The sequence below is a fragment of the Gardnerella sp. KA00771 genome, assembly GCF_049244045.1.
GTDB classification, from domain to species: domain Bacteria; phylum Actinomycetota; class Actinomycetes; order Actinomycetales; family Bifidobacteriaceae; genus Bifidobacterium; species Bifidobacterium swidsinskii.
On record NZ_CP058368.1, the window covers coordinates 590,288 to 616,528 of the forward strand.

Consider the following 26,241-nt stretch of genomic DNA (forward strand, 5'->3'; position numbering starts at 1 on the left):
TTTATTCTAGGTGCACTATTTGAGTTAAACTTGCTGATCCTGGAGTGATTAAAACGCATCGTCCTGGAAGTTGATAGTCTTCAATATCAAAACTTTTAGATAAAGCAGAAGGTATTCCAAGCATTGTATCTGTGCCCACATCTCCTGTTGGAAATATTATCCTTACTGGTGCTTGCTCAGGTAAACGTAAGTAGCGAGAAGTGCTAGTGCTCATAATAACTGGGCATTGTTTACTATTTAATCTTTTTTGAAAAGCAATAGCAGTTTGTTTAGTATTTAGCGGATCAAGCAATTCATCTGCATCGTCAATAATGATTGGCGTATTTTCGTTGTAAATGTTATTAATGTTTTGTTCGCATAATGATTTTCCTGAATATATTGGTAGGTTTAAAGTTTTAGAAATTATTTTTAATATTGTTGTTTTGCCTTGTTTCCTACTACCAATAACAGCTATATTCCCAAGGTGAATTGGTAATAGAGCAGGATATAAGTGTATGGTATCGTCTTGCAACCCAATAATAATATGCTTCGTATAAAATTCTTGAGTACGTAAACTTTGAGATATTTTTTGCTCCGAATTTTTATATTTGTAATTATTTGAATACTCTGCAAGTTGTTTTGCTGAAAGAATCGACGGCAATGGTTTGCTAAATAATTCTGGAGAATGATCATGATGGCAGAATCTACCAGCTAACTGTATTGCTCGTACTAAATGTGCAGGATTGCTGCTTTGAGCACATCGCAAAGCTTCTACTCCTTCTCCAATATTGTAATATGCGGCTCCTGGCGTATTTGGGCTTATTCTAGCTGCATGCGCTGTTCCTAATAATTCTTGCGATTGCATTCCGTCTCTAACTCTCAAGCAAATATTAATAGAAATATTAGCTTTCATATCTGCGCTTACTTGTGCGAGTGGATTTTGAGTTCCAGCAATAATATGCATTCCCAAAGATCTGCCTACTGATGCAATTCGTATAAGACGAGGCATGTAGTCGGGAAGTTGATCTTTTAGAGCATGAAATTCGTCAATAACAATAAGCAATGAAGGTTCAGCTGGGGTTACTTGTGCAATATTATTACATCCATGATGAGCTACTAGTCTTTCTCGTCTATTTAGTTCTAGTTCGAGACCTTTTAGAGCGCGTATTGCGTGTTTAAGATTTAGATCTCCTACGTTTCCCATAGTATGTGGGAGTTTAGATAGTATGTCAAAAGTTGCTCCTCCTTTAAAATCCATAAAAACAAACCGTAGCTGCTGCGGACCGTATTGAAAAGCCAAAGCTAAACACCAAGTCGTAAGAAGTACTGATTTACCAGAACCAGTTGTTCCAGCAACTAAAGCATGTGGCCCATTGTTAATTAAATCTAAATAGCAGTAGCCATTATTACTTATTCCAAGTGGAGCTATAAGGTGTTTAGTTTTTGAATTAGGCAAGTAGTTATAAATATTTGTATTTAGATTTTCCTTCATACTATTGGATTTGTTTTTTATGTCGTATGTTCCTGCATTTTTTAACCATGTTTGCAATACTTCTTTCCAGTGATGTTGCGTATTAGAAATTGCATTTCTTCTCATAAGTAATGTTTCTAAACTTACTGGTGTAATAGTATCTGGCAAACTTTCTACAGTTTGTTGATTATAAGTTACGTTATTTGACGATTGCGTAGTGTTTAATAATTGAATTTGCTGATTTTGTTGAACATTTTGAACAGAATTTTTCTCAGATATGTATTGAAAAATTTGTGGAATAAGACTTGCTATGTACATCATAATGCTTGGAATAATCATGGTTAGCATCATCCAATTATCTTGCATCCATGCCATTATAGCCAATGCTACGTGAGCGAATATGGGAACTATACTCGCTGTCATCTGTACATGCATAAGTACTTTAGTTGTAGACATTCCTGTATTAGATTTGTTGCCCATAAATGTATGAGACAATATTTTTGATTTTTGTGCAATACTTATGCAAGATTGTGGTTAAAAGATACGAGTTTAGTGCTTTCTAAGTTGTGGTATCTAATTGAAGTGTTGTTTACACAACAATACTTCGAAATTATTGTTGCTCTGCAAGAGTTCCAACTGATCCAGGTTTATGAGTTCCTGATGCAAGTTGGTTGAATAAATCTAAGTTTTTAGCATCATCGAGAAGCACAGATGAACCAACTCCTGGAACTTGATAGTCAGGATTCGTCCAATATACTGTTCCAGATATGCCTGACGGTCCAGTTGCTTCTTTGAATGCTTGAGCCATTTCCCATAATGTTCCTGGATTGGTTTTCTCATCAAAAATAACTGAAGCAAGTCCCGTTTCAGCAAGCTTTTTTACTTTTCCAAAATTCAATAAGGTATTGTGATCTAAAGCTTTTTTCATAATAGCTGCAATAACCATTCGTTGGCGTGCAGCTCGTCCAAAATCAGATTCTGGATCTGCGTATCGCATTCGCGAAAATGCTAACGCTGTATTCCCATCAACGTGATGGCATCCAGAAGTCCAATTTAACCCGCTAAACTTATCGCTTACTGTACGGTTGTAGCATAAATCAATGCCATCTATAGCGTTAACAACATTAGTAAGACCGCCAAAACGTATTTCTGCAACATGGTCAATGCGATGACCTGTAATTTTTTCTATTGCTGCTGTTAATGCTTTATTCCCAGCTGCTTGCGCAACGCTATTAATTTTTACTTGTTCGCCATTTAAAGAAACAAGAGAATCTCGAGGAATAGAAATTAGAGAGCTGTGACCATTGCTCGGCTTTGTCAATACAAGAATAGTATCTGTTCTAAATCCTGTTATCTCTTTAGCTTCTTCGCCTTCTCGTTGATCAGAGCCAAGAATAAGCCATGCTTTGCCTTGAGTGCTAGGAGTACTAGTAAGCCAAGTAGTGCGGTTAATTCTTGAGTCAACCCAGTTCCATGAATATACCCCAAAACCAGTTACACCTATTGCCAGAACAACAAAAAATGCAATAAATGCATGTAAAATTCTGTGCGGTTTGTGCGGTAGTATTTTTGCTGTACTTCCAACTGCTTTATTTATAGTTGTTGGAATACGCATTTGTGAAATAGAACTTGTGCGCGGTGCTGGTCTTGGTTGCAATTGCGATGTGTAAGAAACAGGTCTAGAAGAACATTGTTCTGGACTTTTTAAGATTCTTGTTCTTTGAGTTGTAGGCGCAAAAGAAGGCGCTTGTGATGGAAGCGCATTAGACTCTATTTTGCCTCTTTTTACGCGTTTTGGAGTGAAACTAGGAGGCACGTTTGAGTTAGATGAATCGTTATTATGAGAAGGAGTGAAGATAGGTGGGTTTATATTATCTTCAGAAGGGTCCTCATACAATCTCGAATTCATTCATCCTCCAAAATAAGCATGTATCTTCAATGACTATGAATACATAATATATAAATTTTATGTTCGTACATTATATATTCATAGATTACATCTTGCTTAAGTGTTTATTTTTTTCTAGGCACAGCGCAAAGTACATTGTTTGCATACTTGTCTGCAAAGCCAACGTATTGTCCTGTTTGTGGATTGTGAATAGTTCCATTTTCAGGATTTACAATTCCTCCAGTATTTGGATCAATAAGTTGTCCTTGAGAATTTTTTATTAATCCTGTTTTTGGATCAACACGTCCCATCTTCTTTGGATCTGTAGTTTTATTAAGCTTGTCGTTTTCGTTTATATTGCTATCGTCATCCGTATCTTCATTGTCTTGATTATTCGTATTCTTAGACGAATTATTTGCATTCTTTTTGTTAGTGCCGTTAGTTTTATGATTTAGCGATAGCGGTTTATTTTCACGCATCAAATCCCAAATATTGTTTGCTTCATCAGACCACACAACACGATTTGGATCATAAGGATCTGGAATAACAGGAGTAGTACGAGCATAAATATGTGAAGAATCTAATTTACGCATGCTTAATGCCAAACCGACCAAAGTGGTAGGATTTGCCAAGCCTTCACTTATATTCAATGCTCCCAACGATGCTTTTGCAAGCTGGTAAAGCTCACTTGTCTGAGTAAATAAGTTTTTAGACAGTGCTTGATGTAAAAGCTGTTTAATCAAGTATTGCTGTCTTGTTGTTCGCATTATGTCAGAGCCATCGCTTGCTGTATCGTGACGCATTCTAGCGTATTGAGTAGCAAGTCGACCATTAAGATGCTGCATTCCTTGTTTGAAATTCACGCCCGTATAGGCATCGCGAGTTGCTGTTGGGATGCACACAGATACTCCACCAACTGCATCAATCATATTGCTTAATCCACTGAAATCAGCGACTATAAAATGATGAATATTTAAACCAGTAAGTGAATTAACAGCTTTTAACGAGCATGATGCTGCTGAAGCTAAATCTCCACCTTGCGCATATCCTAAGGCGAAAATTGAATTAAACATCACATGTTTTCTTGCAGGAATATGTCCTTTTGTAGTGTCGCATGCTGGTGCGTTTACCATAGAATCTCGTGGAATAGAAACGATATTCATGTATGATCTATCTGCGCTAATTTGAACTACCATAGTAGTATCTGACTGATGATCACCAGTTTCGCCGTCATGTGTAAAGCTCTGATTATTCCCATCTCGAGAATCTTGACCTAAAACAAGAAAAGTTACTGGTTTGCCTGCGTTAATATCAAGTGTTTGATTAGCTTCTGGATCTTTAGATATAACGTTTATGACTCTGTTACTTACAGCAGAAGAAAAATCTAACCACACTGCAGCTATGATTGTTGAAAAGAATGTAAGTACTGAAATAACAAACATGCACAGTATCTTGCGCGTGCGGTTAATCATTCTATAACCAAGACTATGATGAGGAGTTGAGTTCCAATCTTCGCCTGGTTGGTACCGCATGCCTTCAGGATACCGTGAAGTTGTCATCGTACCTTCTTTCTCAATAATGAGTAACCTTTTAGGTTGTGGCAATATCATTTCTTTTGTCATCAAATAAATCAATATTCAATGGACACATATAGCGTGTAATTATAGCATGCTGCAGTGAGATTTATGACATCTGGTTGTGTTGAATATTATTTGATATTTTAAAGAAAATTTTAATAAGTTTACGCAAATATTCTAATTAAATTTATATGAAGCATACTGGTTAATATGAGCAAAAATAATTAATAAAATATGTATAAATTTATTTAGAATTACGACTTGTGTTTTGGCGGATACATACCCCCTGCGTAAACTGGTAAGTATGGATTCGATAACCGCTCATAATCTTACATTTGAAGACGAAGTTTTACAGGTGCTGTCATCTGCGAAAGATGCGCATCCTCATGATGTGGATTCGTCCATTATGGCAATGATGTGTGTGGAGCGAGATACTCGTTTTTATGCTGATACGTTACATGCAGTACTAAGTCAATCAATTCTTCCTGGAACTTTAGTAATAGTCGATTGTGCTAGTCGAGTAAAGCAGACTATGCAAACGAATTTACAAATAAAAATTAATTCATCTAAGCTTGCGGGAGCAATTAATACTAGGAAATCATTATTGCAGAATGCTAATAATATCGATTCCAATAATGCAATTGATAGCGATTCAAAATATAGACCAAATACTAATCGCGTAAATAATACTCGCGTAAACAATAGTGAAAATAAATCTGTACACATAATTATTATTCCCATTTCTTATGCTCATTCTTTTGGAGATGCAATAGAAAAATCTTTGCGCAAGATTTTGCCTTGTGCAGGAGTTTCTGCATTATGGCTTTTGCATGATGATTCTCGTCCTGCAGACTTCCATTGCTTAGAATATTTGCGTGAAACTTGGCGCAATACTCCGACTGCATCAGTATTGGGAGCTAAACAAGTTGATTGGCAAGGAAATATCTTGCACAACGTTGGAATGTATGCTTGGCGTCACGGTGTTCATACTCTTACTGTTGACGGCGAGCCAGATCAAGAACAGTATGATGGGCGTGGAGATGTGTATGCAGTATCGCTAGCAGGTGCTTTAGTCACATTAACTGCATGGCAGACTTTACGCGGTACGCAACAATGGATGACAACTTTTGGCGAATCAAGAGATTTTTGTCGTAGAGTATGTCTATCTGGAGGTCGTGTTGTTGTAGTTCCTTCAGCTCGTATCGCACACAGGCGTGCAAGGTTAGAAGGTATCCGTACTCGTAACGGTGATGCTAGAAATCATAATAATTCAGGATCTAAGTATGGTGTAGCAGCTTCTCTCGTAGCTAAGCAGCGTTACAAATACACTGATATTAGTATTTTTTTGTGGCCTCTTATATGGATTCTTAGTTTGCCTGCTTGTTTCGTTGGCGCTTTGCATTCGCTGTTTGCTAAACATCCTTATATAGCGTGGATTCGTCTGCTTTTGCCATGGCTTGCTATTATGCAATTACCTAGAGCAGTTTTTGCTCGCAGAAGGGTTGCAAGGAATACTCGTGTTCCATTAAAACGACTTGTTCCTCTTATCGCAGATCGTCATCAAGTTGCACGTTGGCGTGATCGTAGTTCTGCTTTCCAAGCTCAACAGCATTTCGTGCTGTTGAGTCCTCTAGCGAAGCGGCATTTGCATATTCGAGTGTTGCGTAGGTGGAGTGCTGTTATTCTTGCGTCTCTTCTTCTTTTTGCAGTCATATTGAATTTATATGGCTCTCCATGGCGTGAAATTTTAAGTGGCGCTTCTTGGAATGCACAGCAATGGTTACCAACGGGTGCAGATTTCAATCAACTATGGAATTCTGCTATTGGTGCATGGGTTCCTGATGATGGTTTTGGACCTGCAATTCCTCCAGCACCATGGCTAAGTATTTGGGCAATCGCATCAATTGTGGTTGGTGCTAACCCGTTATTGGCTGTCACATTAATGTTCTTCTTAGCTGCTCCAGCTATGTGTTTAAGTTTTTGGGCTCTTGCTGGCGTATTTACGCGCTCGGATACTGTGCGTGTATGCGCTGGTATTTGCTGGACTATGATTGCTATTGCTTTTGGTTTGTTTGCACGCGGTGATTTGCCAATGTTAATGACTATGGCATTTTTGCCTGCAGCATTTGCTTTTGCGTTCCATGCTGTTGGAATGTACGTAACAGAAGATCCTGTGCGTCCTGTTAAATCCACTCAATGTGCAGCATGCGCAGCATTATGCTTTATGGTTCCAGTAGCTGCAGAACCGCAGCTTGTTTTGCCTCTTATTGTTATTTTTATTGCGTCGTTTATTATGGTGCGCTCTCATCGTATTATGTTCGCGCTTATGCCTATACCATCGATAATTGTTTTGCTTCCTACAATAGGAAGTGCTATTAGATATGGCGAATCTGGAATGTGGCGTCAATTGTTCTCTAGTATGGCTTTGCCATTGAGAAGTGTGCAAGGTGCTCCACGCGTAAGCGATTACGCTGATGTTTTGTTGCACGCTTTTAATATGGCTTCTCCTAATGTTGAAATTAATATGCCATTGATGAGCTTAAGAACAATAATAATGGTAATTTTTGCAATTCTAGCTGTTGTTATGGCTGTTACGTCATTAACTTTGCCTTTTGCTTTGCGAGTTTCTCGAATGATGTGGGTTGTGATTATTTCCGGAATGCTGTTATCTCTTATTGCCGCTCGTGTTGTAGTTGCATCCGATATTTCAGGACCTGTTGCTGCAAGCGTTTTGCCTGGAGTCGCATTATCTACTGTCGGCATTTTATCTTGTATGTGCATGGTTGCCGGTCAAGCTGTTCGACGCTTTGAGCCACTACGTACTTCGAAGGAATCTGAGTCTCAAATTTTTGATAACTATAAAACTCGTGCAAGTAGACGTGCTGCAATGCGTCGTTCTGCGGCACAATTGTTGCAGCGCATAATTCGCATAGCACGCGCTGTTCTTGCAAGTAGCATGTTGACTATGGCGGTTCTTTTGGGTCTTTTTGCTGTATTGAGCGGACCTGCTACATCTATTTGCGCAAATAACAATGAGCTCCCTATGGTTGTTTCTGATTATTTGCGAAAAGACGATACTCGGCGAATACTTGCTTTAAGAGCTCAAAGTAGCCATGATTTGTCAATCTCTATTATGCGAACATCTAAGGGAGATGCAATAGACGAATCTCCAGCACTTCGTGTTAGACAAGTAATGTTTGGTGAATCATCAAGCAATAAAGCAATATATCGTGCCTCAGCACAATTGTTATCTCATGCAGATAATGGCGCAATTTCAACGTTAAAGCAACTTGGAATTGGCGGTATTTATATTGTTAATAGTTCAGAAAATAAGCAGGTTTCCCATAAAACTTCTATGTCAATACAACAATTGTTACATCCTTCTGTGCAAACAGTGAGTAATGTTAACAAAGAAGCTACTGAACAATTAATTGCACACGTTAACGCTTCTGACGGTACACAATTGGTTGTTTCATCACCGCAAGGAACTTATTGCAGATTTGATGGTGTGCCTGATTCTAAGTCGTTGTCTTCTACATCTCCGTATTATCGATCTAGGCCTCTTGCGTGGAGAGTTCCTTGGATTATTGTTTCTTCTATGGTATTACTGCTGTACTGTATTGTTGCCGTGCCTCGATTTGGCAGACATGCAATGATAGAACGTTCAGATGACAGGCATGAGGAGGAATTAGATGAACTGGCATAAAAATCCTCATGAGGGCTCTAAGCATGGTGAAGTAAATGCGGATGTAGATATTAATCGCAAGAACAAAATAGTCAGTATTGTCTCACTTGCTATTTTTAGTGCAATAATACTTATTGCTTCTGCATGTGTTGTTGCATTATGCTTACCAATGTCTCACTTTGTAGACAATCCTAATACTCCATCTAGTGGCGTTATAAGTAGTGTTGGTTCTACTCGTTTGCAAACTATTTGTCCTATTCGATTGTCTCTTCCAGATTTGACTCAATATGGTGATAGCGAATATAACGAATCAGAAGGCGATTTACAATCTTCTGCTCGTTATGGTGCTTTTGGAGATGTGTATAGTTCTAGCTTGCGTAACATACGAGATAACAATGATCAATCTATTACGTTGAATTCAAAATCAACTGATGATGATACGTCAGCTTTTATTGCTAACAATAATGTAAATCATGACGCTCAAGTTCTAGAAGGACATTTGTCACGAGTTGGATCTGGCACTGGAATATCTGCTTCCATGGTTTCATGGGCTACTAAAGGTGACGTAAAAGGTTTATCTGCAACTACCTGTTCAATGCCGTCTATGAAACAGACATTCCTAGTTCCAGAATCTGCTGATGGAATTTCTATTCGTTTAGAAGCGTTTAATGCTGCTTCAAAATCCACTGTTGTTCGTGTTAGAGCTTGGTCTGCTGAGCATGGCAGCAATCAGTTAAATCTTTCTACAGGAAGTGCTTCTACTGTTCCTGCTCGTTCTCATGCATATTTTGATCTTGCTGCTGCCTCTCCTAAGACTTCTGGATTATACGTGCAAGTTGAAAGCGAGCAGACACCTATAGCATCATTTGTAAAAGTCGTTCATATGAGTGGCTTATCTGTAAAAGGTGTAGATATTGTTCATGAATTAAGCACTCAATCTAATACAAATATTCTTTCAGGTATTAGTGAAGGCGATCAATCTAAGTTATATGTATGGCCAAATAAAGATGGTAATGTAACGCTTTCATGGATGAATGATACAGGTTCTAAAGAAGTAAAGAATTTGACGTTAAAAGCACACCATTTGCAAGTTGTCGATCTTGGAAAAGTTCCGGAGCATGCTAATGCTTTGAGCGTAAGTGGAGATGTTCCTACTCAAGTAATGATGTCCATTACTAAAGATGGCAAAGATAATCAATCAGATGTAGCTTTTATTACACCATCTAACGTACAAGGTAGTGGCGCAATTGTATCGCCTGTTTCTGCTAATGAAACAGCTCTATACCTTTCTTCTTCAAGTGATAAAGATACTGCTGTGCGTTTGCAAGGATTTGATTTAAATGGTGTATTAGCTGCTACAAAAAACGTAACGATTCCTGCGAATGCATCTTTAAGAATTCCTGTTTCAGAAATTTCGCACGATGCAGTTATGTTTATTGCGAAATCGCATAGCAAAGTTGCTTTGTCTGCCCGTATTCATAAAGATGAAATCGATAAGGCTGGTATAGCAGGTATTTCTTGGCTTTCTGCGCAATCTTTGGAACCGCAAGAAATGAAGGTATACGTTAAAACTGACAATCATATTGTGCAATAATACGAATAAAAATATTGCTATAAGCGACTATAAATTAATTAAAATACTTAATAATTTTAATTAATTTAAAAATTGTTTACAAACCCCAATCTGGATCAATTTCTTCTGGTCTGCGACCGTATAGTTCTGCTAAGCATTGCACAAGCTCATCTCTGATAACATATTGAAGTTCACTTCTGCTGCTTACATGAGTGCATAGCGGAAGCCTATACAATACAATTCTAGATTGCATACCACGGCTAGCTGGAAAAGCTTGCGAAAGTATTCTGCGGTTTTGCTCCCATAACAGTGGTTGCGAAGGCGGCACATCTTCTACCGCGAATTGAACGTCTTTAGTTAATGCTTGCCAAGCACTGTTAAGGCGTCTAATTTGAGCTGCTACCATGGCATCAAACATTCCGCTAGCAGTTCTATATTGTGGAAGTCGAGTACCAAATATTGGTGCCCTAAGACCTCTACCATGCCTATTTCTATAGTGACGTTCTTCCCAAATTAGACCTGTCATGCTTCCACTTTACGAGAAGGCTAGGGCAATAATATGTAAATAATTAATATGCGGTGTGTGAAATACGCTCACACTATAGAATACTGTATATATGGTTTTAAAAGTCAGGAGGATTTGTAATGCTCAAACCAATAGTGCATGATTGGAATGAGTTTAATCTTGACTTGAGCATTGCTAAATCGTCTCTTATTGCTTTTGATTTAGATAACACACTGGCATGTTCTAAAAAACCTATGCTTAAATCGATGGCTGAATCATTAAGTAAGCTGATTGATATAATTCCTGTTGCTGTAATAACAGGTGGCTGCTTAGAGTTAGTTAAGAAGCAAATTTTAAATATGCTAACTATTGGCACTAATCTTAAAAATATTCACATAATGCCCACTAATGGAACTAGTTATTATCGTGTGAATAATGACATGTCATTGCAATCTGTTTATGAACATACTATCGATTTTAAGCAAGCGCAATGCGTTATTGATGCAATACACAAGTGTGCAAAAAATATAGGCGTTTGGAAAGAACCCGGCGATCCAATGCTGTGGGGAGAACAGATAGAGAACCGCGGTAGTCAAATTACTTTTTCGGCACTAGGACAACTAGCTCCTATTGAATATAAAAAAACTTGGGATCCTAGCGGTTGTTTGAAAGCTCAACTTGCACAAAGCATTTCTCAAGCTTTACCTAATTTTGCTGTACGCGCTGGAGGAGATACTAGCATCGATATATACAGGCGCGGTGACGATAAAGCTCAAGCTTTGCGAATGCTGTCTCAATATTGTGATGTTAATATTGAAAAAATTACTTTTATTGGCGATCGTATGTATCCTGGAGGAAACGATTATCCTACTGCCTTTACAGGAGCTTTAATTATTAAAGTAAGTAATCCTTCGGATACTTTAGAGCTTTGTAATAAGGTACTTAATATTTTAGAAATATAGAATTTTATTAATTTTTCATTTTAAGATACCTTTTATCCACAATAACATTTTTTATTTGCATAGCCAATAAGCTATCGCATATGCTGTCATTATGGTTGGGAGACGCAAGGTTATAAACCACCAAAACAAAAAGAAGTATAGAAGCGTGACATCTCATGGGGGATTAGCATGTCACGCATCTGTACCTTGTGGTGTATGTGAAAACAAGGATGTTGATTTTATAAATTGGCGTTTTGCTAGTTGGAAGAATGTAGCGATTGCTTTATTTAATTTATTTTTGCCTCGCGCATGTGCAGGCTGTGATACTCCAGATTATATATTGTGTGAAAACTGCAAGAAAGCGTTGCAATGCTGGAAACGTGCACCATTTGCCAGAACAGTATGTGGATATCGCTACGCGTGTGGTTCGTATTCTACGGTTGTTCGCCGCTCAATATTATTGTGGAAGGATCATTTCGATATTGCATGTGACAAAATATTTGGTGAACTTATTGGCGATTTAGTAGTAGAAGTTATATCTAAATTTTTGCGCTCGCATTCTTGTTATATAAGTGAAAAACCTATATTTGTTATACCAGTCCCGTCGTCTAAGCATTCATCAAGGCATCGTGGACGTAAGCATATGTTGCCTGTTGCAAATTGTGTTGCTAAACGATTGTGTAATAGTGGCATTAGAGCATACGTTTTAGATATTGTAAGTATGGATGCTAGAATTACTGCGAAATCAGTGCAAACTTCCGGTTTTCGCGGAAGGTCTAACAGAATTTCTAAGGCGTTTAGCATCGATTTTAAAGAATTGAGAAAGCAAAAGTTTGAAAATCAACGCGAGTACAAAGCTATTGTATTGGATGATATTGTAACTACTGGCTCAACTATGAATAGCTGCGTTTCAACTTTACAGAGTAGTGGAATTACTGTTTTGGCATGCTTTTCTTTAGCATGTGTATGCAATAAGGATGATCGTACAGCAGATTACGAATGTTAGTTTGCTATTGTATTGCTATAGTTTAGTGGAAGCGCAATTTCAAAGTTCGGACCGCGTTTATCGTCTACTACTTTTACAGTTCCATGGTGCAATTGTGCAGCCCAACGAGCAATTGATAATCCTAATCCTGTTCCTCCTGATTCTGTGCCAATTCGCTGATTTCCTTTAACAAATCTTCTGAAAATATCGGCGCGATCTTCTTGAGGAATTTGTTCTCCAAAATTCACAACATTGCATATTACAGAGTTTTGGCTGTGATTAATATGAGCACTTATAAGAACACGAGTTCCATCATCTGAATGTTTTAGAGCGTTAGAAATAATATTAGTAAAAAGTTGCGAAAGGCGAGCTTGATCTCCTGTTAATTCAATCTCATCATTAATTTGAACTTCAATATTATGATTATGACCTGAATCAGCTATTTCTAGTGGTTCGATAATTTCGTCAATAAAGTCTGTGAAATTAAATGAAGTTATATTAAGGCTTTCCGCGCCTGCTTCAACTCTAGATAAATCAAGAAGGAAAGTAATAAGATCAGCAAGTCTATGAGTTTGGTTTAATATAGCTTCCATATTAGATGGAGTAGGATCAACAACTCCATCTGCAAGATTTTCAAGCATCGCTTGTAAAGCAGAAACAGGAGTGCGCAGTTCGTGACTTACGTTTGCTATAAGCTCTCTACGCATTTGATCTGCATGTTCAAGTTCTTCTGCCATTTCATTAAATGCAAGAGTTAATTTACCTACTTCGTCACGACGATTTTCTACAGCAACTCGCACAGAATAGTCGCCGTCAGCCATAGCTTCTGCAGCATTTTTCATTTGACGAAGTGGTGCTGTAAGTCCTCTAGAAAAAATGTATGTAATTCCCAGAGCAACAATAAGTGTTAATGGCATTGCAATCCAGCCATTTAGACCAGTTTTAAGTAAAAACCATGCCATTACGAAAGCAATTGCTGTTGCAAAAACAATAATTGCCGAAAGTTCAATTTTTAGAGATGAAAAAAATCCGACAGGTCGATTTGGATAATTATGCTTTACAGAAGAATTCGTAAATCGCATTTTTGACTTATTTTTAAGTTGAGCATTTGAGTTTTTATTTAATAAATTACGTTGTTTAGTATTTTTATATTGCTCAGAATTAGCATTATCTATTTTATTTTCTAATACCATTTACGAATTTTCCGAAGCTAAAGTGTTGTAATTATTTACTATTTATGAAAGTAATAATTATTTATGAAACTTGTGATTGCAGAACTTTGTCGTAATCACTAATAGGTGGCTCGAATGCGTATCCTATTCCGTGTACAGTACGAATCCATTCCGATCCAATTTTATGTCTCAAAGACTTAATGTGTGAATCTACTGTGCGAGTTCCAGAAGCATCCGGCCAATCCCACACCTCTTCAAGTAACTTTTCACGCTTAAATACAGTATGAGGATGACGAGCTAGAGTAGCGAGCAAGTCAAACTCAGTTGGTGTAAAATGTACCTCTTTGTCGTTTAAAGTTACAAGTCTTTGACGAGGTCTAATAATAAGTGACCCAAAATTAATTGTGCGTTCATGTTCCATTGTCTTTGCTATTTGCGATGCGCGTTCTACGCGTCTCAGCAATGCTGCGCAACGAGCAATTAACTCACGTGGCGAAAATGGTTTAGTCATGTAATCATCTGCGCCTGCGCTTAAGCCAACAATTTTATCGGCTTCTGCGTCGCGTGCTGTTAACATGAGGATAGGAACAGGCATTTTGGAGATAATTCGTCGAGTTGCTTCAATCCCATCCATAATAGGAAGCATAATATCCATAATTATGAGATCAGGTTTTAGTTGTTCGGCAGCTCTAACAGCAGACGCTCCATCTGTAGCGACTCTTGCTCTCCAGCCTTGTGCAGTAATGCGTTGTGCAATTGCTGTAGCAAGATCTGGCTCATCCTCAACAACGAGAATTGTACGAGCATTTACGCTAGCTGATGGAGCGTTTAGCATATTTTAAAAAGACCTTTCAGTGTTGTACTGGCTTCAAGAATACCGCGCCTAACGCTGGAACAGTGATTCTTGCAGAGTATGGTCGAGAATGATACTCTGCAGCAGTAGCAGTGAATGTGCCGTTGTGAATATTAGATCCGCAATACTTTGCATCATCAGTTGTGAGTATCTCTTCCCACTGTCCGCCTTTTGGTAACGCAACCTGATAGTCTTGCCAAGCTTGACCTGAGAAGTTTACTACTACAACGATTTCTTCTCCGTCGTCGCCAATACGCATGTAGCTTAAAGTATTGTGATCGGAATCGTCGCTTGTAAGCCACTGGAAACCATCAGGAGTAAAGTCTTGACTCCAGAATGCGCGAGAGCTCTTATACAGAGTATTCAAATCTGCAACAAGCTTTTGCACACCTTGATGGAACGGCCATTGCAGCTCATTCCAGTTAAGAGAAGTATTGAAGTTCCATTCGCTGGACTGTCCAATTTCTCCACCCATGAACAGAAGGTTCTTGCCTGGATGAGACCACTGGTATGCAAGCAATGCGCGTAATCCTGCGAACTGTTGCCATTCGTCTCCTGGCATCTTTCCAAGTAACGAACCCTTACCGTACACAACTTCATCGTGGCTTAATGGCAACACATAATGCTCAGAGTATGCATAAACCATTGAGAATGTAATTTCGTTATGATGCCAACGACGATTAATTGGCTCCTCTTTAAGGTATTGCAAAGTGTCGTGCATCCAGCCCATATTCCACTTCAAGCCGAATCCTAAGCCGCCCATATCGGTTGGTGCAGTTACGCCTTGATAAGCAGTGGATTCCTCAGCAATCATCATGATGCCAGGATTATTCTTGTATGCAGTTGCGTTTGCTTCCTTAATGAAGTCAATTGCTTCAAGATTTTCGCGTCCGCCGTAGATATTTGGTCTCCACTGTCCTGCTTCACGGCTGTAATCCAAGTAAAGCATTGAGGATACTGCATCAACGCGCAACGCGTCAACATGGTATTCATCAAGCCAGAAGCAAGCATTAGCAACCAAGAAGTTACGAACTTCATGACGACCAAAGTTGAAGATGTAAGTACCCCAATCAGGATGCTCGCCTCGCATAGGATCAGGATCTTCATATAATGCTGTGCCATCAAAACGACCGAGTGCAAAGTCATCCTTAGGGAAGTGAGCTGGAACCCAATCCATAATGACACCAATGCCTGCTTTGTGGAGTTTATCTACCAAGTACTTAAAGTCATCAGGGGAGCCAAGGCGAGAATCTACTGCATAATAACCCGTTACTTGATATCCCCAAGATCCAGAGAATGGATATTGTGTCAACGGCATAAACTCGACGTGAGTAAAGCCTTCTCTTTGCACATAATCAACTAAATGATCAGCAAGTTCGCGATAATTACCCAAATCGCGATTCCAGCTGTTAGCTTGTACTTCGTAAATGCTTATTGGACCATTGTGGGCATCTGTTTTTGCGCGCTCATCCATCCAATCAGTATCGTGCCACTTAAACTCAGAATCAACAACAACAGATCCTGTGTTTGGTGGAACTTCATGAGAGCGCTCCATTGGATCGGCTTTCATAATCCAATTGCCAGATTGTGTAAGAATTTCGTACTTATATACTTCTCCTGCTGTAACTCCTGGAATAAAAAGTTCCCAAATGCCAGAAGAGCCGAGTGAGCGCATAGCGTGGCGACGACCATTCCAGTAATTAAAGTTACCAACTACGCGTACTGCACGAGCATTTGGTGCCCACACTGAGAAAGCAGTACCAGTAACTTTCTTTACCATCTTTCCAGTTTCAGGAGATATAAGTCCCCATGAATCTGTTATCGTTTTGACGTGTGCGCCTAATGCTTCCCAAAGACGCTCATGACGACCTTCTCCAAATAAGTACATGTCAAGTTCGCCAACTTGAGGCAAATAACGGTAAGGATCATCATCTGTGGACTCAGAACCGTCTATTTCCACAGTGTAAACGCGATAACTAGGAACAGACCAAGACTTTGTTTTTGTATGCTTTACTGCAGGAATAACAGCTGTAAAGATGCCGTTATATTCGTGTTTAGCTTCGTATTCACCGTTCTTAGTAAGAATAACAACTTTCTTTGCCATAGGGCGCAATACGCGGACGGTTACAGTGTCGGCACCTTTGCCAGTTCCAAGGTGACCTCCAAGAACCTCATGTGGATTGTAATATTCTGCATTGCTCACCGCAGCTAATACATCCTGTCGGACTGGAACTGCGACTGCATCTTCATTGATGTTAGTAACTGTACTCATGCTGACTATCATACATGCTTTATTGCTGTAAGTCGCGTGTGTTTCGCGCTATTGTGAAAAAAATATGAAAATTTTTTCAAGTCGTGACCTTATGGGAAACTGTTATGAGTTTTTCTGTGCATACGGAGGGTTCTGTGGAATATCAAGTCGGCGATATGGTCGTCTATCCTCGTCATGGTGCGGCTCGTGTTGAAGAAATTAGTGAGCGCACCGTAAAAGGTGTAACTCGTCAATATTTACGATTGGTAGTGTTATCATCTGATGGTTTAGAAATTAACGTACCTGTCGATAATGTTAAAAAAGTTGGCGTGCGAGACATTGTTGGAGCGCAAGAAGTTGCAAAAGTTTTTGAGATTTTGCGTACTCCAATAGTTGAAAAAGAGATGAATTGGTCTAGACGCTACAAGCTTAATGTAGAGAAGATTGCTACTGGCGATGTTAACAATATTGCTGAAGTAGTTCGTGATTTATCTCAGCGAGATGTTGATGAACATGGTTTATCTGCAGGAGAAAAGCGAATGCTTGCTCGCGCTCGCAGTATTTTAATTTCCGAAATTGCTTTGTCTGAAAAGATTGATGAGATTGAGGCGGAGCGACTTTTAGATGTGAATCTTGGATACAAGGAGCCTCAAGAAGGCGATGAAAATCACCATACTGTAGCTCCAGAAGAGCCTGCATCGCGAACTTTAGCGCTGTTAGAAGAGCGTAGCAAGAAATCTAAGAAAAAATGATTTGCGATATGCAAAATAAATAAATAAATAAATATTAATTGTTCATATTATTTTAAGCCCTTCTAAATGTCGGTATATCGGCGAGTTAGAAGGGCTTTTGCTTATATATTTGCTTACGTATTTATTGTATGTTTTGCTTTTGTTCTTGCTTAAAACAGATAATAAAAAATCCTTGCATTTGTAAAATGCAAGGATTTTTATGTTTATAGATTCACCTAAATTTACTTACCTGGATCTTGCTGACCTTGGTTAGAATTTTTAGGATTAGTATTCTTTGCTACATGTGGCTTCTCAGTGATTGGCTTTTTTTGAGACTCTTTATCATCAATGTCTTTACGCATATCCTTTGTCGCTTTTACAGCATTATGTAGGTCGTCACAAATCTTCATAATCCATTTATCAAGCTGATCTGCGTATTTTGGCATAAGTTCGCTTACTCGTACTGTAGACGTGTAGCTGCGTCCTGCGATTCCGCTTAGCAAGTTCAGAACATCGTTTCCTTGCTGGCTATCGCTAATCAACACATCAATTTTGCGACCTTCAATAAGCTTCTGAAACTCCTCAACGCTTGAATGTTCTGGTTCATTATTGTTATTTACTGCGTCAACATATTCTTTAGGTGAGCTATCTTTCAAATTGGCATCAGACATTAGCCAGAAAAGAATAGGAGATGTAGAAGCATACTTTGCGTTACCATTTTCTTTAGAGAAATCACTTAAGTAGGTGGTTAATTTCTTTTCCTTTTCCTGCCATTGTGCTAGTCGCTTAGAAAAAGCTTGCTTTTTTGATGGCAAAACTTTGGAGAAGGTGTCAGCCATGGCAGATGCCATAGCATCCCTAGCATCGTGAGAAAACCAAAGATATGGATTGTCTCCGTTAAGTGCTCCTACAGTACCTGCTGCACTAAGCACTTCAGCTTTAGCTGGGTGTACTTTGTTTGCCCAATCATCGTAGCCTGCACCATTTGTAACTAATACTTGTGCATTCTGCATATTTTTTAAATCTTTTGAGCTAGGTTTAAACGACGATATGTCTGTATCTGAGCCAGTCATAACTGATTCAACTTTGACGTCAGAGCCACCGATCTCTTGAGCTAAGCTACCCCAGGTGTCAACAGTGGATACAACAGAAATATTTGTTGCAGCTTTTGGTTTTTCTTTTGGTTTTTCCTCAGTTTTTCCACAAGCTGCAAATCCAAGTATTACTGCAGAAGCAATAAGGCATGTTATGGCAGTTTTTCCAAACTTCTTTACTGCACAAAGAACGGTACGCATCACTGTGACTCCTCCCGTGATAATGGTGCGTCGGCGCACGTAAAATTGTTAGTCGACCCATATCTTCTATACTTCACGATAGCCTATCCTTACGAATTGTGCGAGTTGGGAGGAATTTTTTATGACTATTGTGTTAGATGGTAAGGCTTTAGCTAGTAAAATTAAAAAAGATTTGGCAGCGCGCGTTGCTATTTTACATAAAAAAGGCATTAATCCAGGTTTGGGTACGTTGCTTGTAGGTAGTGATCCTGGTTCGTTGAAATATGTTGCTGGTAAGCATCGTGATTGCGAAGAAGTGGGGATTAATTCTATTCGTTGCGATTTACCAGAAGATGCTACTGAAGATGAGATTCTTGCTGCTTTACAGAAATTAAATAATGACCCTCTTTGTACTGGATTTATTGTGCAACTGCCATTGCCAAAAGGTATTGATGCTCAAAAAGTTATTTCTTCTATTGATCCTGCAAAAGATTGTGATGGAATGCATCCATATAATTTGGGTGAACTTGTTACGCATATTTCCGGTAATATTACAACACCTTTGCCGTGCACGCCGCGTGGAATTTTAGCTTTGCTTGATGAGTACGGTATTGAACTTTCTGGTAAGGAAGTTTGTGTGCTTGGTCGTGGCATTACGGTTGGGCGTACTATTGGTCTTCTGTTAACACGCAGGGGAGTAGATGCAACTGTTACGTTGTGCCATACGCATACTCGGAATGTTCAGGAGATTATGCGCCGTTCTGATGTAATAATTGCAGCAATGGGTTGTGCTGGTTTTGTTAAGCCTGAAGATATTAAACCTGGCGTTGTTCTTGTTGATGTTGGTGTATCTCGTGTTTTTGATGAAGAGGCTGGCAGATACCGTGTAAAAGGTGATGTTGATTCAGCTTGTCGAGAAATTGCTGGAGCGTATTCTCCGAATCCTGGTGGAGTAGGTCCGATGACTCGAGCTATGTTGCTGGCGAATGTTGTAGATATGGCTGAGCGAGCAGCTAATTGCAAATAAAATGCGACACGCCCGAAGTAAAACGTAAATTTTGGCTATACCTGTATATAAAATCGACAAAGCGTGTGCATAGTATGCACACGTAACGTAAATACATAATTAAATATCGAGTAATATCCACCCCAAGAAGAAACCACTAATAACTAATGGCAGAGAATAATAACGAAGTCGCCAAGGTTGCGATTAATGATATTGGCACCGAAGAAGACTTCATCAAGGCAGTCGATTCAACCATCAAGAATTTTGATGATGGTGATTTAGTTGAAGGTACAGTCGTAAAGATTGATCACGACGAAGTATTGCTGGACATCGGCTACAAAACTGAAGGTGTAATTCCTTCCCGTGAACTTTCCATCAAAAAAGACGTTGATCCAGATGATGTTGTCGAGGTTGGCGACACCATTGAAGCCCTTGTTGTAACTAAGGAAGACAAGGAAGGACGTCTTATTCTCTCCAAGAAGCGTGCACAGTATGAGCGTGCTTGGGGTGACATCGAGAAGATTAAGGATGCAGACGGCATCGTTGAAGGTACCGTTATTGAAGCTGTTAAGGGCGGCTTGATTGTTGATATCGGTCTTCGCGGCTTCTTGCCAGCTTCCTTGGTTGAGATGCGTCGCGTGCGCGATCTTTCTCCATACATTGGCCAGAAGATTAAGGCTAAGATTCTCGAGCTCGATAAGAACCGCAACAATGTTGTGCTTTCTCGTCGCCAGTTCCTTGAGGAAACCCAGTCCGAAGTTCGCGAAACCTTCCTCTCGCAGCTTAAGAAGGGTCAGATTCGCGAAGGCGTTGTGTCTTCTATCGTAAACTTCGGTGCGTTTGTTGATCTCGGCGGAGTTGACGGTCTCATTCACGTTTCTGAGCTTTCCTGGAAGCACATTGATCATCCATCTGAGGTTGTTAAGGTTGGCGATAAGGTTACCGTTGAAGTTCTCGACGTTGATCTCGATCGCGAACGTATTTCCCTTTCCCTTAAGGCAACTCAGGAAGATCCATGGCAGCGCTTCGCTCGCACTCATGTTCCTGGACAGGTCGTTAAGGGCAAGGTCACAAAGATTGTTCAGTTCGGTGTGTTCATCTCCGTTGAAGATGGCATTGAGGGCTTGGTTCACATTTCTGAGCTTGCGAACCGTCACGTAGAGAACCCAGAAACTGTTGTTAAGGGTGGCGAAGAAGTATTCGTGAAGGTTATCGACGTTGATCTCGATCGTCGTCGCATTTCCCTCTCCTTGAAGCAAGCTACTGAAGCTGTAGATCCAAATTCTGAAGATTTTGATCCAGCTCTCTACGGTATGCCAGCTGAATATGATGCTGAAGGCAACTACAAGTACCCAGAAGGCTTCGATCCAAACACTAACGAATGGATGGTCGGTTACGAGCAGCAGCGCGAAGAGTGGGAAGCTCAGTATGCTGCAGCACACCAGCTTTGGGAAGAGCACAAGGCATTCGCTGCTAAGGAACTTGCGGCTGCAGCTGAATCTGCTGCTGCTGACGGTCAGAGCGAAGAAGCTGAAAAGAAGCCAGCTAAGGAAGAAAAGAAGGAAGAAGTTGCTTCCAACTATTCTTCTGAAGCAACTAGTGAAGGTGCTTTAGCTGATTCCGATCAGCTCGCAGCTTTGCGTGAACAGCTTTTGAACGAAAAGAAGTAGTTTCTACTTTCTACTAGAAGCTTGTAAATAAAACAGTAAGATGCCCTCGGTGACTAATCATCGGGGGCATCTTGCGTATTGTTGTTCATAATGTTTTACGAGTATCTTGAGTATATTTGACAAGTATTTTATAACTCAAGTTTTGTAATTAAATATAGGTACAATCAATTTTCTTTTAATAATCGTGATTATATGATGTAAAACGTCAATCGTATTTACTAATCGTATTTACTAAAAGGATGGTTAAAATATGAACACTTTGGAAAACAACCAGCAAAATGCTCAGTTCCCTTCGTACGATGGAAATAGTGAGGAGAACACTAAAGCAACTTTAGTAAGCTCGCGCAAGAAAATTGTTGCAGGTTTGCTAGCGATTTTCTTAGGCACATTGGGTATTCACAATTTTTACCTTGGTTTTAAAGGAAAGGCGATTGCACAGCTGCTTATTTCTGTTCTTTCCTTTGGGTTCCTGTCGATTATTACGGGAATATAGGCATTGGTTGAGGGTATTTTGATTCTTTGCTCAAAGCCTGGAAGTAAGTGGCACAAAGATGCTGATGGTGCCGAGTTAAAGGATTAGTGTTTTATAATTATTGTTAATAAACAATGCCCTGGTAATTATTTGCTGGGGCATTATTTATAATTCATATATGACAATGATGCGGATTGCGGTAAAGGGCGGAATTGCAGCTGGAAAATCTACAGTAGTAAATCATTTGCGTTCGCTTGGCGCGTTTGCTATAGATTACGATGTTTTAGCGCGTGAATGAAACTTCTATCGAAGGTGCTTTAGCTGATTCCGATCAGCTCGCAGCTTTGTGTGAACAGCTTTTGAGCGAAAAGAAGTATTTTTCTACTAAAAGCTTATAAATAAGATGCCCTCGGTGAGTAATCATCGGGGCATCTTTTAATATCTTTAGTAATAACGCTTTGATTTATTAATTTTTTATTATACAGTTTTTAAGAAAATAAATTTCTTACGAGAGAAAGTGTGATTATTGTGAGTGATTTAGATAATCAAACTGGAGATTACTCCGGCTCTGACGGACAGACTCAGTACGGACAACCACAGTACAATGATCAGTCCCAGCAGTATAACCAGGCTCAGCCACAATATAACAACCAATCCCAGTATGGTGCTCATACTCAGTACAATGCTCAGCCACAGTATGATCAGAATTCATATGCTCAGCCGCAATACAATGCTCAGCCGCAATACAATGCTCAGCCGCAATATGGTCAGTACTCTCAGTCTACTCCTCAGTACAATCAAGCATCTTCATACTCTAACTATGGGTCTAATTATTCATCAAACACATACAGAAGCTCTCGTAACAAGATTGCTGCAGGCCTGTTAGCCATTTTTTTGGGTGCTTTGGGTGTGCACAATTTCTATCTTGGTTTTAAAGGCAAGGCTGTTGCTCAGCTGCTTATTTCTATTCTTTCTTTCGGCTTGCTGGCTTTTGTTTCTGGAATTTGGGCATTTATTGAAGGAATTTGCATTCTTTGCTCTCAGCCTGGTTCTAAGTGGCATAAGGATGCCGATGGAGCTGAACTTCAAGACTAATTTTACAATTATTATTTAGCGTATAATGCCCTGGTAATTATTTGCCGGGGCATTATTTATAATTTATATATGACAATGATGCGGATTGCTGTAACGGGCGGAATTGCAGCTGGAAAATCTACTGTAGTAAACCATTTGCGTTCGCTTGGCGCTTTTGTTATAGATTACGATGTTTTATCGCGCGAGGTTGTGAAGCCAGGAGGTTACGTATTTCAGCAAATCGTAAGCATTTTTGGGGAGAATGTCGTTTTGAATGATGGCTCTTTAAATCGCGAGTTTATTGCAAAGCATGTTTTTGGGTACTCCGATGAGAGTTGTGCAAATCGTAAGAAGCTTGAGTCGCTTATTCATCCTGCTATTTATGATTGCGCAAAGCTCTTAGAAAGCAAGTATGAAAGCGAGTATATTAGTAAAATTTCTAAGGAAAATCGCAACGTGTTGGACAGTATAAATTCAGTTATTGTGCACGATATTCCGCTCTTTGCGCAAGTAATCGACAGCATTCCATTTAGTTTTGACCATATTATTACTGTTGAAGCGCCTCAAGAAATTCGCGTTAAACGAATGATAAGCGAGCGAAATATGACTGAGGATCAGGCTTTGGCGCGCATAAATAGTCAGCTTCCTAGTAAAATGCGAAAAAATATCGCAGATTTTGTAGTTGATTCCACTAAACCAATGGAATCGATGCTTAACAGTGTTGACAATACGCTAAAATCATGGTTGTGTGACGCAAACAATAAAAGCGCTGAAATGACGAAACTGGGGAAGTAAAAAACTGGGGAAGTAAATACATGTCGAATAAAATTCAGCGCACAAACAAGCCTTTTGTAGTAAAAGCGCCATACAAGCCTTCGGGCGACCAGCCGCAAGCAATCGAAGAGTTAGCAAATCGCATTGAAAACGGCGAAAACGACGTTGTTTTAATGGGCGCAACTGGCACCGGTAAAACTGCTACAACCGCTTGGCTGATTGAGCGTTTGCAGCGGCCTACACTTATTATTGAGCCGAATAAAACTTTGGCAGCTCAGCTTTGCGCGGAGTTTCGCGAGCTTATGCCAGATAATGCTGTGAGCTATTTTGTGTCTTACTACGACTACTATCAGCCAGAAGCGTACATTCCGCAAACAGACACGTATATTGAAAAAGACTCGAATATTAACGACGATGTTGAGCGTCTTCGTCACGCTGCTACAGCGAATTTGCTTACGCGCAGGGATTGCGTTGTTGTAGCTACTGTTTCGTGCATTTATGGACTCGGTACCCCAGAGGAGTATGCCGAGCGAATGCTTATGCTGAGTGTTGGGGAGCAGCTTGAGCGAGACGATTTATTACGTCAATTTGTTAGCATGCAATACAAGCGCAATGACATTGCGTTTACGCGCGGAACTTTTAGAGTGCGCGGTGACACGGTTGAGATTATTCCAGTGTACGAAGAATTAGCTGTGCGAATTGAGTTCTTCGGTGACGAAATCGACAGAATTACTATGTTACATCCTCTTACAGGAGAAGTAATTCGCCAGGAGAGTAGCGTTCATATTTTCCCAGCATCTCACTACATTGCAGGACCGGAGCGCATGGAGCGCGCGTTAGAGGCGATTGAAAAAGAGCGCGACGAGAGAGTAGCTCAGCTTAAAAAGCAGAACAAATTGCTGGAAGCTCAGCGTTTGGAAATGCGAACTACGTACGATTTGGAGATGCTTCGCCAAGTTGGTGTATGCCCAGGAGTGGAGAATTATTCTAGGCATTTTGACGGACGCGATGCAGGCACGCCTCCGCATACTCTGCTTGACTTTTTCCCGGATGACTTTTTGCTAGTTTTAGACGAGTCGCATGTAACAGTGCCGCAAATTGGAGCTATGTATGAAGGCGATGCTTCGCGCAAAAGAACGCTTGTAGAACATGGCTTTAGACTGCCATCGGCAATGGATAATCGACCGTTAAAGTGGAAAGAATTTTTGGAGCACGTTGGTCAAACTGTGTATCTTTCTGCAACGCCTGGAGATTACGAGCTTGGGCTTTCAGATGGTGTAGTTGAGCAAATTATTCGCCCTACCGGCTTGCTTGACCCTAAGATTGAGGTTCGCCCTGTAGAAGGTCAGGTTGACGATTTGCTTGCGGAAATCAAGGAGCGAGTAGCAAAAGATGAGCGCGTGCTTGTTACTACGCTTACAAAGAAAATGGCGGAAGACTTAACTGATTACTTCCTTGAGCTTGGTATTAAAGTTGAGTACTTGCATTCAGATGTTGATACTTTGCGCAGAGTGGAGCTTTTGCGTGAGCTTCGCGAAGGCAAAATTGATGTGATTGTTGGCATCAATTTGCTTCGTGAGGGTTTGGATTTGCCGGAAGTCTCGCTTGTTGCGATTTTGGATGCAGATAAGGAAGGTTTCTTAAGATCCTACCGTTCGCTTATTCAAACGATTGGCCGTGCTGCTCGTAACGTTTCTGGAACTGTTCTTATGTATGCGGATACTGTTACTGATGCTATGAGCAAGGCGATTAGCGAGACAGAGCGCCGTCGCGAAAAGCAAATCGCGTATAACAAGGCTCATGGAATTGATCCTAAGCCTTTGCGAAAGAAGATTAGCGATGTGAACGATATGCTCGCTAAAGAGGATGTTGATACGCAAACTTTGCTAGCAGGCGGTTACAGGAATGCTAATAAGGCTGGGAACTCGCATTATGGCGTGCCAAAAGAGCCGAATCTTGGGCAGCAAAGCAAAGAAAAGCGTATGGCGAATGTTTCTGAGCTTCCGCAAGACGATATTATGTCGCTGATTAAAAATTTGAGTGAGCAGATGCATGTTGCTGCAGAGCAGTTGCAATTCGAGCTTGCAGCGCGTTTGCGCGACGAGATACGCGATCTAAAGAAAGAGTTGCGCCAAATAAGCGATGCTCAAAGTTAGAAAATAACTATTATTCTCAATTATTATTCAACTATTGTTCAAGCATTATCTGAGCGTTATTCAAGTATTATCTGCGATTTTATGTTATTTTCTGTGAGCGTTCACAAAACGCCGAATAAATACAATAAGCGGTCACAATACGTTGATACACTGGAAAGCGGAATTGGGCGTTTTATGGTTTCTATCATTAAATCGCTCATAAAA

General features: G+C 39.9%; 18 protein-coding genes and 2 pseudogenes. 12 read left to right on the plus strand and 8 right to left on the minus strand.

Annotation, left to right across the window (positions count from 1 at the left end):
- Position 1: 1 nt before the first annotated feature.
- The 3 genes from HXT57_RS02640 to HXT57_RS02650 form a co-directional block, all read right to left on the minus strand.
- Complete coding sequence (locus tag HXT57_RS02640; RefSeq protein WP_421783738.1) at positions 2 to 1,873, minus strand: FtsK/SpoIIIE domain-containing protein; 1,872 nt, start codon at positions 1,871 to 1,873, stop codon at positions 2 to 4.
- A 187-nt stretch (positions 1,874 to 2,060) separates the two neighbouring features.
- A complete protein-coding gene (locus HXT57_RS02645; protein WP_012914040.1) occupies positions 2,061 to 3,359 on the minus strand; it encodes an LCP family protein in 1,299 nt (432 codons plus the stop codon).
- A gap of 104 nt (positions 3,360 to 3,463) precedes the next feature.
- Complete coding sequence (locus tag HXT57_RS02650) at positions 3,464 to 4,897, minus strand: LCP family protein (RefSeq protein WP_033888681.1); 1,434 nt, start codon at positions 4,895 to 4,897, stop codon at positions 3,464 to 3,466.
- Positions 4,898 to 5,219: 322 nt separating this feature from the next.
- Here HXT57_RS02650 and HXT57_RS02655 point away from each other — a divergent pair, with 322 nt between their 5' ends.
- Positions 5,220 to 8,621, plus strand: coding sequence for a glycosyltransferase family 2 protein (locus tag HXT57_RS02655; RefSeq protein ID WP_421783685.1), 3,402 nt, complete (start codon positions 5,220 to 5,222; stop codon positions 8,619 to 8,621).
- Positions 8,608 to 10,194, plus strand: a complete 1,587-nt coding sequence (locus tag HXT57_RS02660; protein ID WP_012914043.1) for a DUF5719 family protein — start codon at positions 8,608 to 8,610, stop codon at positions 10,192 to 10,194. The genes HXT57_RS02655 and HXT57_RS02660 overlap by 14 nt, the downstream gene beginning before the upstream one ends.
- A 76-nt stretch (positions 10,195 to 10,270) precedes the next feature.
- Here HXT57_RS02660 and HXT57_RS02665 read toward each other — a convergent pair whose 3' ends face one another.
- Entirely contained in the window at positions 10,271 to 10,699 is a 429-nt protein-coding gene (locus tag HXT57_RS02665) for a metallopeptidase family protein (RefSeq protein ID WP_116431782.1), read from the minus strand.
- Positions 10,700 to 10,818: 119 nt separating this feature from the next.
- Between HXT57_RS02665 and HXT57_RS02670 the strand changes: the two genes are divergently transcribed.
- Together HXT57_RS02670 and HXT57_RS02675 are read left to right on the plus strand one after the other, a co-directional pair.
- Positions 10,819 to 11,640, plus strand: coding sequence for an HAD-IIB family hydrolase (locus HXT57_RS02670; protein ID WP_012914045.1), 822 nt, complete (start codon positions 10,819 to 10,821; stop codon positions 11,638 to 11,640).
- Between the two features lie 91 nt (positions 11,641 to 11,731).
- Entirely contained in the window at positions 11,732 to 12,625 is an 894-nt protein-coding gene (locus HXT57_RS02675; protein ID WP_004110765.1) for a ComF family protein, read from the plus strand.
- On the opposite strand, the gene HXT57_RS02680 is transcribed toward HXT57_RS02675, so the two are convergent.
- The 3 genes from HXT57_RS02680 to glgB all read right to left on the minus strand — a co-directional run bounded on the left by HXT57_RS02680 (position 12,622) and on the right by glgB (position 16,901).
- Positions 12,622 to 13,797, minus strand: coding sequence for a sensor histidine kinase (locus tag HXT57_RS02680; protein ID WP_004110763.1), 1,176 nt, complete (start codon positions 13,795 to 13,797; stop codon positions 12,622 to 12,624). The two genes, HXT57_RS02675 and HXT57_RS02680, sit on opposite strands and share 4 nt — an antisense overlap.
- A 61-nt stretch (positions 13,798 to 13,858) precedes the next feature.
- Complete coding sequence (locus HXT57_RS02685) at positions 13,859 to 14,611, minus strand: response regulator transcription factor (protein WP_004110759.1); 753 nt, start codon at positions 14,609 to 14,611, stop codon at positions 13,859 to 13,861.
- Between the two features lie 16 nt (positions 14,612 to 14,627).
- Positions 14,628 to 16,901: a 1,4-alpha-glucan branching protein GlgB gene (gene glgB, locus HXT57_RS02690; protein WP_162863125.1), complete on the minus strand. Its 2,274-nt coding sequence runs from the start codon at positions 16,899 to 16,901 to the stop codon at positions 14,628 to 14,630.
- 134 nt (positions 16,902 to 17,035) lie between these two features.
- Between glgB and HXT57_RS02695 the strand changes: the two genes are divergently transcribed.
- On the plus strand, positions 17,036 to 17,632 hold the full coding sequence (locus HXT57_RS02695) for a CarD family transcriptional regulator (protein ID WP_012914048.1): 597 nt from the start codon (positions 17,036 to 17,038) through the stop codon (positions 17,630 to 17,632).
- Positions 17,633 to 17,853: 221 nt separating this feature from the next.
- Here HXT57_RS02695 and HXT57_RS02700 read toward each other — a convergent pair whose 3' ends face one another.
- Positions 17,854 to 18,906 carry a metal ABC transporter solute-binding protein, Zn/Mn family gene (locus HXT57_RS02700; RefSeq protein ID WP_116431780.1) on the minus strand — a complete coding sequence of 351 codons (1,053 nt, stop codon included), beginning with the start codon at positions 18,904 to 18,906 and terminating at the stop codon, positions 17,854 to 17,856.
- A gap of 121 nt (positions 18,907 to 19,027) precedes the next feature.
- Here HXT57_RS02700 and HXT57_RS02705 point away from each other — a divergent pair, with 121 nt between their 5' ends.
- From HXT57_RS02705 to uvrB, 7 genes and pseudogenes are all read left to right on the plus strand, one after another.
- On the plus strand, positions 19,028 to 19,912 hold the full coding sequence (locus tag HXT57_RS02705; protein ID WP_012914050.1) for a bifunctional methylenetetrahydrofolate dehydrogenase/methenyltetrahydrofolate cyclohydrolase: 885 nt from the start codon (positions 19,028 to 19,030) through the stop codon (positions 19,910 to 19,912).
- 146 nt (positions 19,913 to 20,058) lie between these two features.
- Positions 20,059 to 21,561: a 30S ribosomal protein S1 gene (rpsA, locus tag HXT57_RS02710; RefSeq protein ID WP_012914051.1), complete on the plus strand. Its 1,503-nt coding sequence runs from the start codon at positions 20,059 to 20,061 to the stop codon at positions 21,559 to 21,561.
- 328 nt (positions 21,562 to 21,889) lie between these two features.
- Positions 21,890 to 22,141: pseudogene (locus HXT57_RS02715) on the plus strand (TM2 domain-containing protein); the annotation flags it as partial.
- 70 nt (positions 22,142 to 22,211) lie between these two features.
- A pseudogene (locus HXT57_RS02720) lies at positions 22,212 to 22,328 on the plus strand (dephospho-CoA kinase); the annotation flags it as partial.
- A gap of 224 nt (positions 22,329 to 22,552) precedes the next feature.
- Positions 22,553 to 23,128 carry a TM2 domain-containing protein gene (locus HXT57_RS02725; RefSeq protein WP_162863124.1) on the plus strand — a complete coding sequence of 192 codons (576 nt, stop codon included), beginning with the start codon at positions 22,553 to 22,555 and terminating at the stop codon, positions 23,126 to 23,128.
- A gap of 69 nt (positions 23,129 to 23,197) precedes the next feature.
- The gene (gene coaE, locus HXT57_RS02730; protein WP_116431779.1) at positions 23,198 to 23,902 is read left to right on the plus strand and encodes a dephospho-CoA kinase; all 705 of its coding nucleotides are present in this window, start codon (positions 23,198 to 23,200) and stop codon (positions 23,900 to 23,902) included.
- 20 nt (positions 23,903 to 23,922) lie between these two features.
- Positions 23,923 to 26,037: an excinuclease ABC subunit UvrB gene (gene uvrB, locus HXT57_RS02735; protein ID WP_116431778.1), complete on the plus strand. Its 2,115-nt coding sequence runs from the start codon at positions 23,923 to 23,925 to the stop codon at positions 26,035 to 26,037.
- Positions 26,038 to 26,241: the final 204 nt, after the last annotated feature.